Raw genomic sequence first — 13,479 nt, forward strand, 5'->3', positions numbered from 1 at the left:
TCAATGGAAAGGTGCCTGAAGACGAAACCGTCTCGGGCGATACTCCCCAGGCTGGGCGGACGTGGATGTGACGAGCGAACCTGGCAGCCAGAGCGACCGCGCTCCCCTCGACACGGTTCCGCCGGAGGAGGTTTCCCGGCGCCTGAGGCTCGCACTCGACGTCTCCAAGATCGGCGTGTTCGATGCGGATCTGGAAACCGGGCGCGTCACGCGCGATGCCGTTCTCATGCAGATTTTCGGCTACGGCGATCAGCCGGACGAAGACGAGGGCGACCTTCTCGAAAAGACGCTTCACCCCGATGACCGCGAACGGACCTGGGCGGCGATCGATGCGGGAATCGCCTCCGGCGAGCCCTTCGTCAACGCGTTCCGCATCATCCGGCCCGATGGCGAGGTGCGCTACATCCGCTCCCGCTCCGTTACGTTCCGCGATGGAAAAGGCCACCTCCGGCTGCTCGGCGCCAATTGGGATGTGACGGACGACGTCATGCTGCAGCAGAGCCTCGAACAGGCCCGCACGCTGTCGGAGACCCGGTACGAGGCCCTGGAAAGCGCCTGGCGCGAGATCGAGCGTCGCGCCCTGCAGGACCAGCTCACGGGCCTTGCGAACCGGCATGCTCTCCTGCGCTGGCTGGACGGCCTTCCCGCTCCCCCGGACGGTCCCCGTCCCGTGCACGCCGTCCTGCATATCGATCTCTCCCGCTTCAAGGAGATCAACGATACGCTCGGCCACAGGGCGGGCGACGCCGCCATCGTTCACGTGGCCGGCCTGCTGGAGAATTTGCGTCTCGAGGAGGAATGGCTCGCGCGCATCGGCGGCGACGAGTTCGCTTTCGTGCTCGCGGCCGGCGAGCGCTCGGAGAAGGCCGCAGAGATCGCGGACGAGGTCATCCGCATCCTTGAAGCGCCCATTCCCTGCGACGGCCACCTCTGTCGCTGCGGCGTCAGCATCGGCCTGTCCCGAACCGGCGACGAGGTGGATGGACGCCAGGCGCTGATCAATGCGGCGATCGCCCTGTCCTCTGCCAAGGCGCAGAAGGGCAGCCGCACCGTTCTCTTCACCGCGGAACTGGAGAACCGCAACCGCGCGATCAAGCAGACGGCCGACGACATTCTGCGCGGTCTGGACGACGACGCGTTCATGCCGTTCTATCAGCTGCAGTTCGATGCGAAGACGCTCGAGGTCTGCGGTGTCGAAACCCTGGCGCGGTGGCAGCATCCCCAGCACGGCGTTCTCGCCCCCGACCGCTTTCTGAAGATCGCCGAAGACATCGACGCGATGTGGCGCATCGACCGGTCGATTGCGGAGAAAGCCTGCGCGGACTTTATGCGCTGGGGGCGCGAAGGTCTCGGCATCCCGCGCATGTCCGTCAACATTTCCGCCCGCCGCTTGCTCGATCCGCAGTTGCTCGCCTCCTTCCCGACGAGGAACCTGCCCAAGGGCACCTTCGTTTTCGAAATGCTCGAATCGATCTTTCTCGATGCTCTCGACGGCGAGATGGCGAAAGCCATCGACCGCATCCGCAAGGCCGGCATCGCCATCGAGATCGACGACTTCGGCACCGGCCACGCCTCCGTGCTGGGCCTGACCACGCTTCACCCCAAGCGGCTGAAGATCGATCGCGCGCTCATTGCCCCGCTCACGCGCGGCGAACGCCATCGCCTCCTCATCGCCGCGATCGTCGAAATGGGCCACGCGCTCGAGATCGAGATCGTCGCGGAAGGCGTGGAGACGCAGGCGCAGATCGATCTGCTCCGGACGATGGGATGCGACGTCCTGCAGGGCTATGCCCTCGCCCGCCCCATGGCGGCTTCGGACATCGAAGCTCTTCTGCGGGCGCGCATGGCGGCAGCCGGCGCGACAGCGCACCAGACGGAAGGATCTCCCCCTGCCGCGGAGTGACGGAGCCTGCGCCATGAGGCTGGCGCAGGCCTGCAATGCAGCGATCCGCCCGTGCCTTTCCCGCGGACGGATGAGACGCCGATTGTGAAATGGTTTCTTTTCCGCTATGGACCCGGGAGAAAACACGCCCCGACTGCACCAACGAAAAGGCGCCTCTCCCAGCGCCTGCAACAATAAGAGACAGAGTCTATGAACCGTCGCCGCCGAATCTATGAAGGCAAGGCCAAGATCCTTTATGAGGGCCCGGAGCCAGGCACGCTGATCCAGTTCTTCAAGGACGATGCAACGGCCTTCAACAAGAAGAAGCATGACGTCATCGACGGCAAGGGCGTGCTGAACAACCGGATTTCGGAATATATCTTCACGCACCTGAACCGCATCGGCATTCCCACACACTTCATCCGCCGCCTGAACATGCGCGAGCAGCTGATCAAGGAAGTCGAGATCATCCCGCTGGAGATCGTCGTGCGCAACGTTGCCGCCGGCTCGCTGTCCAAGCGCCTGGGCATCGAGGAAGGCACCGTCCTCCCGCGCTCGATCATCGAGTTCTATTACAAGGCCGATGCTCTGGACGACCCGATGGTCTCCGAAGAGCACATCACGGCCTTCGGCTGGGCGAGCCCCCAGGAGCTCGACGACGTGATGGCGCTCGCCATCCGCGTCAACGACTTCCTGACCGGCCTGTTTCTCGGCGTCGGCATCCAGCTGGTCGATTTCAAGATCGAGTGCGGACGTCTGTTCGAAGGCGATATGATGCGCATCATCCTCGCCGACGAGATCTCGCCGGACAGCTGCCGTCTGTGGGACGTCGAGACCAAGGAAAAGATGGACAAGGACCGCTTCCGCCGCGACATGGGCGGGCTGGTCGAAGCCTATCAGGAAGTCGCCCGCCGTCTCGGCATCATGAATGAGAACGAGCCGCCCCGCGGCACCGGTCCGGTTCTGGTCAAGTAAGCCGCCAGAACCCGAGAGCATACAGTTTCGAGGAAAACGACAAGTGATCACCGCACGCGTAACCGTAACGCTCAAGAACGGCGTTCTCGACCCGCAGGGCAAGGCCATCGAAGGCGCGCTCGGCGCCCTCGGTTTTGAAGGCATCGGCCAGGTTCGCCAGGGCAAGGTGTTCGACCTCAAGGTCGACACCGACGACCGCGCGAAAGCCGAAACCGACGTAAAAGCCATGTGCGATAAGCTGTTGGCAAACACCGTGATCGAGAACTATACTATCTCTCTCGACTGAAGGTTGCGGGAGAGTGACATGACGAACGTCACAAACGAACTGATGTATGAGCTTCTTAAACGGATGAATGGTGACATATCGCACATCAGACATGCCGTGACGGAGCTGAAGAGCGAGATGCAGAGCATGCGTGGCACGCTTGTGTCCGTTCAGCAGGACATTCACAACATCTACAGCGTTCTCGGACGCCACGAGACCCGTCTCGACCGCATTGAAAACCGCCTCGAGCTGCGTGAGCTGGCAGAGGCACAGGCAAGGTTCGATCCGCATCCATGAAGTCCGCCGTCGTTCAGCTCCCCGGTCTCAACCGCGACCGTGACATGATCACCGCCCTGACCATGATCTCCGGCAAGCCGCCGGTCACCATCTGGCAGACGGAAACCGAAATTCCGGATGTCGATCTGATCGTCATTCCCGGCGGCTTCTCCTATGGCGACTATCTGCGCTGCGGCGCCATCGCCGCCCGCATGCCCGTCATGCAGGCGATCAAGGCCAAGGCGGAACAGGGCGTGCGCGTGCTGGGCGTCTGCAACGGCTTCCAGATCCTGCTGGAGGCTGGCCTGCTGCCGGGCGCGCTGATGCGCAACGCCTCGCTGAAGTTCGTCTGCAAGGAAATCAAGCTCGAAGTGGTCAACGCCTCGACGGACTTCACCCGCGCCTATGCGGAAGGCCAGATCATCCGCTGCCCGGTCGCCCATCACGACGGCAACTATTTTGCCGATGCGGAAACGCTGAAGGAGATCGAAGGCAACGGGCAGGTCATCTTCCGCTATGCGGCCGGCACCAATCCGAACGGCTCGATGAACGATATCGCAGCCGTAACCAATGCCCGCGGCAACGTTCTCGGCATGATGCCGCACCCGGAAAACCTGATCGAAGCCGCGCATGGCGGCTCGGACGGTCGCGCCCTGTTCGCCTCGGCGCTCGACGTCATCGCGGCCTGATCATCGGCCGCGATTCTTTCCGACACAGCGTCCGGCGTGGCCGGCCCCATATCGAGATCCAGCGATGAATCCTGCCTGCCTGTCGTCCATCGCTGCCGCCATCGCGGCTCTTCTTTCCGGCTGCCAGTCGGCACCGGAGCCGGCCCCCGTCCGCAACGTCGCGGCTCTGCCGACGATGGAGCGCATTGCGCTGAGCGCCAATGCCTGCTGGTTCAAGTCGGGCGATGCGGCGTTCAAGTCCTACCGGCTGGCACCGGAACTCAATTCCTTCTCCGGTCGCCCGCGCATCCTGCTCGTCAAGCGCAACAATCCCGAGGCCCGGCCGCTTGCCGTCATCCAGGCGGAAGGCCATCCGGCCAAGGTCGATGCGTTCGGCCCCCTGTTCAGCGAACCGGTCGGCACGCGCATGACGGGCGACATCAAGCGCTGGATGGCCGGCGAAAAAGGCTGCTGATCCGAGGCCCCGCCGTCTCGCGCCAGCCCTACGGCCTGTCCTGCTCCGCGCCATCGCGCGGGTCACGCCGACAATCTCTTTAACGGCGTTCATCGAGCAACCTGCTGCCGGGAATGAACAGCACGCCAGTTACTCGATGAAGTAGGACTTGCCGAGCTCCTCGCGGACCTCCCAGCGCGTCAGGCCGATGTCCTTCAGCTGATCGTCTGTCAGGTCCCTCAGAACGAGCCGTCCTGCACGCTTCATCCGCCAATCGGCAAATCCCTCCCACATCCGTCTGAAAAAGCCCTGCCGGCTCTGGATCGGTCTGGACAGCATGTCGCCGCTTGATCGGAACAACCGCTCGCGCTCGAATCCGTCCGGGTATATTGTAGCAATTGTATCATTGTAGCGACTGATCGACATTTGCATTGCTCCTTCATGATGGAAAATCGCTTCGGAACAATCCGTACAATTGACAAATACAATGCGGCAATGTCATTATTGTCACCATGACAAATTGGCTTCCCGATCTCTCGGCCGGCGACGGACCGCTTTATCTCAAGCTCGCGCAGTCCATCGAGGCCGCGATCGACAGCGGCGCACTGCCGCCGGGCGAGAAACTGCCGGCGCAGCGCAATCTCGCCTTCGATATCGGCGTAACCCTCGGCACCGTCAGCCGCGCCTACGCCCTCGTGCACGAACGCGGACTGGTGGCCGGCGAAGTGGGGCGCGGCACCTATGTCCGCGAACGCAAGGCCACGGCGGACACGGCACCCGATTCGATGAAATCCTTAGCCGGCACACGACCTTTCGAGGCGCTGCCGGGAAAGCTCCGCTTCGATGCGACCGGCGCGTCTCATGTCGGGCAAGCGCCTGTGGTTCAGGAGATCCTGGCGCAGGTCGTCGCCGACCATCCGACGGAGGTCGCCGATTACACCCGCGCGGCGCCGATGCACTGGCAGGACGCTGGCGCTGCCTGGATGTCACGCTCCGGCTGGGTGCCGGATGTCGCGGGAATCGTCGTCACGCAGGGCGTCCACGCCGCCATCGTCTCGGTCGTCACGGCCGTGACGGCGCCCGGTGATCGCATTCTGTTCGAAGACATGACCTACAGCCAGGTCGCCCGCGCGCTCAGCCTCATGGGCCGGCGCATTCTGGCCGGAGAGATCGACGACCAGGGCCTCGTGCCGGAGGATTTCGAACGCATCTGCCAGCAGCAGCACCCGGCCGTCGTCTTCCTGATGCCGACACTGCAGAATCCGACCCTTGCCACGATGGATCGCACCCGCCGTCAGGAGATCGCCGCCATCGCGCGGCGATACAATATTCTGGTCATCGAGGACGACATCTATGGCGTGCTGACGAACGACACCCAGCCGATGATCGCCTCCCTCGCGCCGGAGCGGACCTTCGTCGTGTCCGGCCTGTCGAAATCCGTTGCGCCCGGTATTCGCGGCGGCTGGGTCTCCTGCCCGCCGCACTTTGCCGCCCGCGTGAAGATCGCCCACAAGATGCTGACCGGCGGCACCGCCTTCCTGCTGGCGGAGTGCGCCGCAAGGCTGGTGCTGTCCGGCGAGGCGAAGGCCATCCGCAACCGCGTCGTCGCGGAGCTGGAGGCGCGGGAAGCCCTTGCCCGCGAGATCCTCGCCGGCCACGATTTCCGCTCCCGCCCCCAAATCCCCTTCCTCTGGCTGCAATTGCCCGAACCCTGGCTGGCCGGCACGTTCAAGGCCGCCGCTTTCGAGGCCGGCGTGTTGATCGACGGCGAAGACGAGTTCAAGGCCGGGCGCTCCGAGAAGGTGCACCACAGGGTCCGCATCGCCTTTTCCAATCACGGGCGCGAGGATATCCGCCGCGGCCTCCATCTCCTGAAGAACGTTCTCGATGGGGGTCTGGCCGGCTACGACAGCGCCAGTTGAGGCAAGCCTGCCGCAAGACAGACCTGCTTCAGTCCACGCACGACCTTCGTAAGCGTGGACACTCACATGATTCCTGCCGGCATCACCCAGCGAGAGCAAAGACGCCGCCCTCTGGCGCTGGCCTGCCTCCTTCTCGTCAGTGCGGAAACCGGCTTTGCCCTGCCCGCCGCCGCCGGCGACGGCACCTTCGACGAGCTCCGCTTCGGCGCCACCGCGTCCATTGCGGATGGCAACCTCCACGAAGACGGCATCTTCCCCGCAGCCACCCTGTTCTTCGATCCGTTCGACCGCGCGACGGCCGCCGGCTGGCAGGATGCGCTTGCCCGTCCGCGGGTCCATGTCGGCGGGGAGATCGGCACGGGCAGCGGCGCCAATCTGGCCTATGCCGGCCTGAACTGGACCGTCGACGTCAACCCGAAGCTGTTCCTCGACGCCGGTTTCGGCGGCCTCGTGCATGACGGCAAGCTCGATGGGTCGCGCGAGGACGGCCCCCGTCTCGGCTGCCGGCTGCTGTTCCATGAATATGCGGCCGTCGGCTATCGCCTCGATGAAAAATGGAGCCTGGTCGGCCAGGTGGAACATGCCTCTCATGCCAAGCTCTGCGACGGGCCGAACGGCGGCTTCACGCGGGCCGGCCTGATGCTCGGTTATCGATTCTGAAAACCACTTTTCCCGCCATTTGGCAGCATTCCCATGGCATTTTCCTGTCGCGCGACGGGCGGGCTTCGGCTAAGAACCGCCCAACGTCTCAGGGAACCTTCACATGGCCATCTCAAATGCCCGCCCGATCACGCCGGATCTCATCGCCTCCCACGGCCTGAAGCCGGACGAATACCAGCGCATCCTGGATCTGATCGGCCGCGAGCCGAGCTTTACCGAACTCGGCATCTTCTCGGCCATGTGGAACGAGCACTGCTCCTACAAGTCGTCCAAGAAGTGGCTGAAGACGCTGCCGACCAAGGGACCGCGCGTCATTCAGGGCCCGGGTGAAAATGCGGGCGTCGTGGATATCGATGACGGCGACTGCGTCGTCTTCAAGATGGAAAGCCACAATCACCCCTCCTTCATCGAGCCCTATCAGGGCGCGGCGACGGGCGTCGGCGGCATTCTGCGCGACGTGTTCACCATGGGCGCGCGGCCGATTGCCGCCATGAATGCCTTGCGCTTCGGCGCGCCGGATCACCCGAAGACCCGCCACCTCGTTTCCGGCGTCGTTGCCGGCGTCGGCGGTTACGGCAATTCCTTCGGCGTGCCCACGGTCGGCGGCGAGGTCGAGTTCGACGCCCGCTACAACGGCAACATCCTCGTCAACGCGTTTGCGGCGGGCCTTGCCAAGACAGACGCCATCTTCCTGTCCGAAGCGAAAGGCGTCGGCCTGCCCGTCGTCTATCTCGGCGCGAAGACCGGCCGCGACGGCGTCGGCGGTGCGACGATGGCGTCGGCCGAATTCGACGAATCGATCGAAGAGAAACGTCCGACGGTGCAGGTCGGCGACCCCTTCACCGAGAAATGCCTGCTGGAAGCCTGCCTCGAACTGATGAAGACGGGTGCCGTCATCGCCATTCAGGACATGGGCGCCGCCGGCCTCACCTGCTCGGCCGTCGAGATGGGCGCCAAGGGCGACCTCGGCATCGAGCTGATCCTCGACCAGGTGCCGGTGCGCGAAGAGCGCATGACGGCCTATGAAATGATGCTCTCCGAAAGCCAGGAGCGCATGCTCATGGTGCTGGAGCCCTCCAAGGAAGAGGTGGCCAAGGCGATCTTCGTCAAATGGGGCCTCGACTTCGCGATCGTCGGCAAGACCACGGATGACCTGCGCTTCCGGGTTCTCCACCAGGGCGAGGAAGTCGCCAACCTGCCGATCAAGGAACTGGGCGACGAAGCCCCGGAATATGATCGCCCCTGGACGCCCGCCAAAGTGCCGGCGCCCCTGGCTGCCGACGACATTCCCCAGACCGATATCGCGGACGCGCTGCTGACGCTCGTGGGATCTCCGAACAACGCGTCGCGCCGCTGGGTGTACGAGCAATACGATACGCTGATCCAGGGCAATTCGCTGCAGCTGCCCGGCGGGGACGCCGGTGTCGTGCGCGTCGAGGGCCACGCGACGAAGGCGCTCGCCTTCTCCTCGGACGTCACGCCCCGCTATGTCGAGGCCGACGCGTTCGAAGGCGGCAAGCAGGCCGTCGCCGAGTGCTGGCGCAACATGACCGCGACCGGCGCGCTGCCGCTGGCCGCCACCGACAACCTCAATTTCGGCAACCCGGAAAAGCCCGAGATCATGAGCCAGCTGGTTCATGCCATCAAGGGCATCGGTGAAGCCTGCCTCGCGCTCGACTTCCCGATCGTGTCGGGCAACGTCTCGCTCTACAACGAGACCCACGGGCAGGCGATCCTGCCGACCCCGACCATTGCCGGCGTCGGCCTCATCGACGACTGGTCGAAGATGGCCCGCATCCGCTTTGCAGCCGAAGGCCAGACGATTCTCCTGATCGGCGCGCCGGTGGAACTCGGCACCCACCTCGCCCAGTCCGTCTATATGCGCGATATTCACGGCCGCACCGACGGCCCGCCGCCGCATGTCGATCTGGCGCTGGAGCGCAAGTCCGGCGATTTCGTCCGCGAATTGATCCGCGATCGCCTCGTCACAGCCGTCCACGATTGCTCGTCCGGCGGCCTCGCCCTGGCCATCGCCGAAATGGCCATCGCCTCCGAGATCGGCGCCACGATCGATGCCGTCGAGGGCCGCGATCCCATCCCCGTCTTCTTCGGCGAGGATCAGGCCCGCTACGTCGTCACGGTCAAGACCGACGATGTCGAGGAAATCCAGAACATCGCCGAGATCCGCGGCGTCTATGCCCCCGTCATCGGCAAGACCGGCGGCGCGACCGTCACGCTGGGTGCGGCCCGCCCCGTTCCGATCGAGAGATTGCAAAAGGCGTATGAATCATGGTTCCCTGACTACATGTCCGGCGAGCTGCCCGCGACCGAATAGGCCACGGAATGAACCGGATCCGGCCCGGACGCGTTGACCGGTACGGGAACAAGGAGAACACCTCATGGCGATGAAACCGGGCGATATCGAGGACATGATCAAGACCGGCATTCCCGGTGCGCAGGTCACCATCCGCGATCTCGCCGGCGACGGCGATCATTATGCGGCTGAAGTGGTCGCGGAAGCCTTTCGCGGCAAGAGCCGGGTGCAGCAGCACCAGATGGTCTACAACGCGCTCCAGGGCAATATGGGCGGCGTGCTGCACGCGCTCGCCCTGCAGACCTCGGTGCCGGAGTAAGCGCATGGCCGGCCTGATGAAGATGCTGGTGGCGGGTGTCGTCGACGGGGTCTTGAAGGAGATCCTGAAGAAGAGCGGCACCGGCACGACGAAACGGACACGCCGAAACGCCCGCACGCCGACCGGCGTCGTGACCGGGCTCGTCAAGGATGCGATCGCCAAGGCCATGGCGCCGAAGAAGCAGGTGAGCCGCAAGCGCACCGCGGCCGCCCGCAGCAAGCAGAAGCGCGTCTGAGACACCGTACCGGCGCGTCTCCCGGGCATCCTTCGTGCCATGCGGAGGTCCCATCCTTTTTTCAAACGGGATGGGTGAAAATCGCGCCGCGGCATGCTATGTGACTGTGATCGACACCCGTCCTTGAAGCGGGACAGAGAAGGAATTCAAGTATGACCGGCATCCATGATTTCATCGACAACGAGGTCAAGACCAACGACATCGTGCTCTTCATGAAGGGCACACCGCAGTTCCCGCAGTGCGGCTTCTCGGGACAGGTCGTGCAGATCCTCGATTACCTCGGCGTCGATTACAAGGGCGTCAACATTCTCGCGGACGCGGACCTGCGCCAGGGGATCAAGGACTATTCCAACTGGCCGACCGTGCCCCAGCTCTACATCAAGGGCGAATTCATCGGCGGTTGCGATATTGTCCGCGAAATGTTCCAGGCAGGCGAACTCCAGACGCACCTTCAGGAAAACGGCGTCGAGGTCAAAGCCTCGGCCTGATCCCACCGGCCTCCCGAGATTTCCGAGCCCCGGCCTTGTGCCGGGGTCATTGTTTTCATGCGCGGCATGGCGAACCCTTGCCATGCGGACCCAAGACAGCTGCCGGACGGCGTGACGTCACGCAGCTGTTGCCGGATTGCGCTACCGAAGCCGCGGACACCGCGTTATGTTTGTTCCGGGTTGCGAATCACGTGTCGACCCGTCCTCTCAAAATCAGACCGGGACAGCAGCGATGCCTCCCATCATGGCCGGTTTCCGGCAGATTTCGTTGAAAAGCGCTATGGGCCGGTGATCTCAGGATCAGATGATCGCAAGATCGAGTGATCGCGGGATCGGCTACGACCTATGGCCGAACGTCCGGCCGATGCGCGGCGCTGCCGCGTGCGCCTGCCGGAACGCCTGCCGCAAAGCGGCGGGATGGAAGGACTTTTGAAAATGACGTCCACCACGGAACCCGCCATCGCGATGCCGTTGTCGAAGGGTCAGTTCATCGCCATCATGGCCATGCTGATGTCGATCAACGCGCTGTCGATCGACATGATGCTGCCGGGCCTGCAGGAGATCGGCCAGAGCCTCGGCGTTGCCGACGAGAACAGCCGCCAGTTCGTGATCACCTCCTACCTGATCGGCATGGGCAGCGCCCAGCTGTTTTTCGGGCCGCTGTCCGACAGGTTCGGCCGCAAGGTGCCGCTGATCGGCGGCCTGGTGATCTATGCGCTCTGCGCCTTCGCCATCGTCTTCGTGCCGAGCTTCGGGGCGCTGCTCGCGCTTCGCTTCGTGCAAGGGCTCGGCGCTGCCGCCACCCGCGTCATCAGCGTCTCCATCGTCCGCGACATCTATGGCGGGCGCATGATGGCGGAGGTCATGTCTCTCGTCATGATGGTCTTCATGGTCGTGCCGGTCATCGCGCCGAGCATCGGCCAGCTGGTCATGCTCTTTGCCGAATGGCACATGATCTTCCTGGTCATCTCCATCTACGCCTTCTTCGCGACCGTGCTCGTCGTCCTGTATCTGCCGGAAACGCTGGGGCCGGAGAACCGTCGCCCGTTCACGATCAAGGGGATAGCCGCCTCCTTCGCCATCGTGCTCGGCAATCGCACGGCGCTCTGCTACGCGCTGGCGATCTCCTTCATCTTCGGCGCCCTGTTCGGCTTCATCAATTCGGCCCAGCAGGTCATGGTTGGCGTCTTTGGCCTCGGCAATTACTTCCCGCTGGTCTTTGCCTGTTTCGCGGGCCTCATGGCGGTGGCGTCCTTCACCAATTCGCGCCTTGTCGGCCGCTACGGCATGCACCGGGTGTCCCATATCGCGCTTCTGCTCTTCGTGGCGGCCAGCGCGGTCTGGGCCCTGTTCTCCGCGGCCGGCTTCCTGCCGTTCTGGCTCTTTGCCATCCTGTACGGCAGCGCCATGTTCCAGTTCGGCCTCATCGGCGCGAACTTCAACGCCATGGCCATGGAACCGCTTGGTCACGTTGCCGGCACCGCGTCCTCCGTCATCGGCTTCATGCAGACCATCGGCGGCGCGCTCATCGGTGCCATGATCGGCCAGGCCTTCGACGGCACGGTCACGCCGCTCGCGTTCGGCTTCCTGTCCGTGGCCATCATCGGCCTCTTCTTCGTTCTGCTCGCCGAGCGCGGGCGCCTGTTCTCGTCCGATCACCACCATCCCGCCGGCTGAGCCGCAACCGTCCTTCAGATCGAGATCCGTATGTCCTCCTCCTCCACCCCGCCTCTGCCGCAAGGCTCGCAACGCATCGGCCTCGGCTTCCGCGAGTTCGTCGTCACCATCGCCCTGATGACGGCGAGCATCGCCATCGCCATCGACAGCATGCTGCCGGCGCTGCCCCATATCGCCAGCTCGCTGAACGTTGCCAACCCGAACGATGCCCAGCTGGTCATCGCCGTCTATTTCTTCGGCTTCGGCTTCGCCCAGCTCGTCTTCGGCAGCCTCGCCGATGCCTTCGGACGGCGCACGATCCTGCTGCTCGGCCTGGCGATCTTCACGGTCACGACCTTCGCCGCGGCCTGGACGGAGAGTTTTACCGCCCTCCTCGCCTTCCGCTTCGCCCAGGGCGTCGGCGGCGCCGCCATCCGCATCACCACCACGGCGATCACGCGCGACTGCTTCGACGGCCGCGAGATGGCACGGGTCATGTCCTACATCATGATCGTCTTCATGCTGGTCCCGATCCTCGCGCCGTCCTTCGGCCAGGCCGTGCTGACCTATGCAGACTGGCACTGGATCTTCATTCTGCTCGGCGTCATCGGCGCCATCCTGTTCGTCTGGGCGAGCCTGCGCATGCGCGAATCGCTGCCGGTCTCCGAGCGGCTGCCTCTCTCCGTCGCGGCGATCTCCGGCGGTTTCCGCACGGTCCTCACCAACCGCATCACCTGCGGCTACATGCTCGGCCTCACCCTGTTCACCGCCGTCATCTGCACCTTCATCGTCACGGTGCAGCAGATCTTCGGGACGGTCTATGGCCTTGGCGACTGGCTGCCCATCGCCTTTGCCGGCACGGCCTCCGGCATCGCGGTCGCCAATTTCATGAACGGCTATTTCGTCCGCCGCTTCGGCATGCGCCGCATCTCGCATGCCTGCATGATCATCTTCACGGCTCTCGGTCTGCTGGCGGTCGGCGTCGCCCTGTTCGGCACGCCGTCCTTCCTCTTCACCTATCTGATGCTCAGTATCATGCTGATGTTCTTCGCCGTCATCACCACCAACTTCACGGCGATCTGCCTGGAACCGATGGGCCATATCGCGGGGACGGCCACGGCCGTGACCGGCTTCGTCTCCACCACCGGCGGCGCGCTTCTGGGCGGCATGATCGGGCAGATGTTCGACGGCACGCTCCGTCCGCTCTTCGTCGGCTTCGCCCTCTTCGGCCTCTTCACCATCCTCGCCGTTTTCTGGGCCGAACGCGGCCAGCTCTTCACCCACCCCGGCGACGAACCCGAGATGGAACCCGGCATGGGCGGCCACTGAAAACCGCCTCGGCGGACAAAACAAAAAGGGCGGCCG

At 64.1% G+C, this 13,479-nt stretch carries 15 protein-coding genes; 14 read left to right on the forward strand and 1 reads right to left on the reverse strand.

Annotated features, from left to right (window positions below; translation table 11 throughout):
• Positions 1-67: 67 nt before the first annotated feature.
• The 6 genes from LRX75_RS12265 (at position 68) to LRX75_RS12290 (ending at position 4,541) form a co-directional block, all read left to right on the forward strand.
• The gene (locus LRX75_RS12265) at positions 68-1,903 is read left to right on the forward strand and encodes a putative bifunctional diguanylate cyclase/phosphodiesterase (protein ID WP_231814720.1); all 1,836 of its coding nucleotides are present in this window, start codon (positions 68-70) and stop codon (positions 1,901-1,903) included.
• 189 nt (positions 1,904-2,092) lie between these two features.
• Positions 2,093-2,857 carry a phosphoribosylaminoimidazolesuccinocarboxamide synthase gene (purC, locus tag LRX75_RS12270; protein ID WP_092983852.1) on the forward strand — a complete coding sequence of 255 codons (765 nt, stop codon included), beginning with the start codon at positions 2,093-2,095 and terminating at the stop codon, positions 2,855-2,857.
• A gap of 43 nt (positions 2,858-2,900) precedes the next feature.
• Positions 2,901-3,143, forward strand: coding sequence for a phosphoribosylformylglycinamidine synthase subunit PurS (gene purS / locus LRX75_RS12275; protein WP_231814722.1), 243 nt, complete (start codon positions 2,901-2,903; stop codon positions 3,141-3,143).
• An 18-nt stretch (positions 3,144-3,161) separates the two neighbouring features.
• Entirely contained in the window at positions 3,162-3,419 is a 258-nt protein-coding gene (locus LRX75_RS12280) for a hypothetical protein (RefSeq protein ID WP_231814724.1), read from the forward strand.
• A complete protein-coding gene (gene purQ / locus LRX75_RS12285) occupies positions 3,416-4,087 on the forward strand; it encodes a phosphoribosylformylglycinamidine synthase subunit PurQ (protein WP_231814726.1) in 672 nt (223 codons plus the stop codon). Before LRX75_RS12280 ends, purQ begins: the two co-directional genes overlap by 4 nt.
• Before the next feature lie 64 nt (positions 4,088-4,151).
• The gene (locus tag LRX75_RS12290; protein ID WP_110727930.1) at positions 4,152-4,541 is read left to right on the forward strand and encodes a hypothetical protein; all 390 of its coding nucleotides are present in this window, start codon (positions 4,152-4,154) and stop codon (positions 4,539-4,541) included.
• A 129-nt stretch (positions 4,542-4,670) separates the two neighbouring features.
• Here the strand turns inward: LRX75_RS12290 and LRX75_RS23350 are convergent, their stop codons facing one another.
• Entirely contained in the window at positions 4,671-4,952 is a 282-nt protein-coding gene (locus tag LRX75_RS23350; RefSeq protein WP_338110311.1) for a DUF1127 domain-containing protein, read from the reverse strand.
• 80 nt (positions 4,953-5,032) lie between these two features.
• On the opposite strand from LRX75_RS23350, the gene LRX75_RS12300 reads away from it, so the two are divergent.
• From LRX75_RS12300 to LRX75_RS12335, 8 genes are all read left to right on the forward strand, one after another.
• Complete coding sequence (locus LRX75_RS12300; protein WP_231814729.1) at positions 5,033-6,442, forward strand: aminotransferase-like domain-containing protein; 1,410 nt, start codon at positions 5,033-5,035, stop codon at positions 6,440-6,442.
• Between the two features lie 66 nt (positions 6,443-6,508).
• Positions 6,509-7,102 carry an acyloxyacyl hydrolase gene (locus LRX75_RS12305; protein ID WP_231814731.1) on the forward strand — a complete coding sequence of 198 codons (594 nt, stop codon included), beginning with the start codon at positions 6,509-6,511 and terminating at the stop codon, positions 7,100-7,102.
• Between the two features lie 103 nt (positions 7,103-7,205).
• A complete protein-coding gene (gene purL, locus LRX75_RS12310) occupies positions 7,206-9,437 on the forward strand; it encodes a phosphoribosylformylglycinamidine synthase subunit PurL (protein ID WP_231814733.1) in 2,232 nt (743 codons plus the stop codon).
• Between the two features lie 64 nt (positions 9,438-9,501).
• Positions 9,502-9,735 carry a BolA/IbaG family iron-sulfur metabolism protein gene (locus LRX75_RS12315; protein WP_062593005.1) on the forward strand — a complete coding sequence of 78 codons (234 nt, stop codon included), beginning with the start codon at positions 9,502-9,504 and terminating at the stop codon, positions 9,733-9,735.
• A gap of 4 nt (positions 9,736-9,739) precedes the next feature.
• The gene (locus tag LRX75_RS12320) at positions 9,740-9,970 is read left to right on the forward strand and encodes a hypothetical protein (protein WP_231814735.1); all 231 of its coding nucleotides are present in this window, start codon (positions 9,740-9,742) and stop codon (positions 9,968-9,970) included.
• A 152-nt stretch (positions 9,971-10,122) separates the two neighbouring features.
• The gene (gene grxD / locus LRX75_RS12325) at positions 10,123-10,458 is read left to right on the forward strand and encodes a Grx4 family monothiol glutaredoxin (RefSeq protein WP_092933899.1); all 336 of its coding nucleotides are present in this window, start codon (positions 10,123-10,125) and stop codon (positions 10,456-10,458) included.
• A gap of 435 nt (positions 10,459-10,893) precedes the next feature.
• Positions 10,894-12,135 (forward strand): multidrug effflux MFS transporter, encoded by a 1,242-nt coding sequence (locus LRX75_RS12330; RefSeq protein WP_162743073.1) that lies wholly within the window; start codon positions 10,894-10,896, stop codon positions 12,133-12,135.
• Positions 12,136-12,165: 30 nt separating this feature from the next.
• Entirely contained in the window at positions 12,166-13,443 is a 1,278-nt protein-coding gene (locus tag LRX75_RS12335; RefSeq protein WP_231814737.1) for a multidrug effflux MFS transporter, read from the forward strand.
• Positions 13,444-13,479: the final 36 nt, after the last annotated feature.

The sequence above is a fragment of the Rhizobium quercicola genome (assembly GCF_021168455.1).
Lineage (GTDB): Bacteria > Pseudomonadota > Alphaproteobacteria > Rhizobiales > Rhizobiaceae > Ferranicluibacter > Ferranicluibacter quercicola.

Bases quoted from the DNA above. Each gene is read 5' to 3' on its own strand.
- LRX75_RS12280 (WP_231814724.1), top strand. From the start codon at position 3,162: ATGACGAACGTCACAAACGAACTGATGTATGAGCTTCTTAAACGGATG.
- LRX75_RS12300 (WP_231814729.1), top strand. From the start codon at position 5,033: ATGACAAATTGGCTTCCCGATCTCTCGGCCGGCGACGGACCGCTTTAT.
- LRX75_RS12315 (WP_062593005.1), top strand. From the start codon at position 9,502: ATGGCGATGAAACCGGGCGATATCGAGGACATGATCAAGACCGGCATT.
- LRX75_RS12290 (WP_110727930.1), top strand. From the start codon at position 4,152: ATGAATCCTGCCTGCCTGTCGTCCATCGCTGCCGCCATCGCGGCTCTT.
- LRX75_RS12335 (WP_231814737.1), top strand. From the start codon at position 12,166: ATGTCCTCCTCCTCCACCCCGCCTCTGCCGCAAGGCTCGCAACGCATC.
- LRX75_RS12320 (WP_231814735.1), top strand. From the start codon at position 9,740: ATGGCCGGCCTGATGAAGATGCTGGTGGCGGGTGTCGTCGACGGGGTC.
- LRX75_RS12305 (WP_231814731.1), top strand. From the start codon at position 6,509: ATGATTCCTGCCGGCATCACCCAGCGAGAGCAAAGACGCCGCCCTCTG.
- LRX75_RS23350 (WP_338110311.1), bottom strand. From the start codon at position 4,952: ATGCAAATGTCGATCAGTCGCTACAATGATACAATTGCTACAATATAC.
- purL (WP_231814733.1), top strand. From the start codon at position 7,206: ATGGCCATCTCAAATGCCCGCCCGATCACGCCGGATCTCATCGCCTCC.
- purQ (WP_231814726.1), top strand. From the start codon at position 3,416: ATGAAGTCCGCCGTCGTTCAGCTCCCCGGTCTCAACCGCGACCGTGAC.
- LRX75_RS12330 (WP_162743073.1), top strand. From the start codon at position 10,894: ATGACGTCCACCACGGAACCCGCCATCGCGATGCCGTTGTCGAAGGGT.
- purC (WP_092983852.1), top strand. From the start codon at position 2,093: ATGAACCGTCGCCGCCGAATCTATGAAGGCAAGGCCAAGATCCTTTAT.
- grxD (WP_092933899.1), top strand. From the start codon at position 10,123: ATGACCGGCATCCATGATTTCATCGACAACGAGGTCAAGACCAACGAC.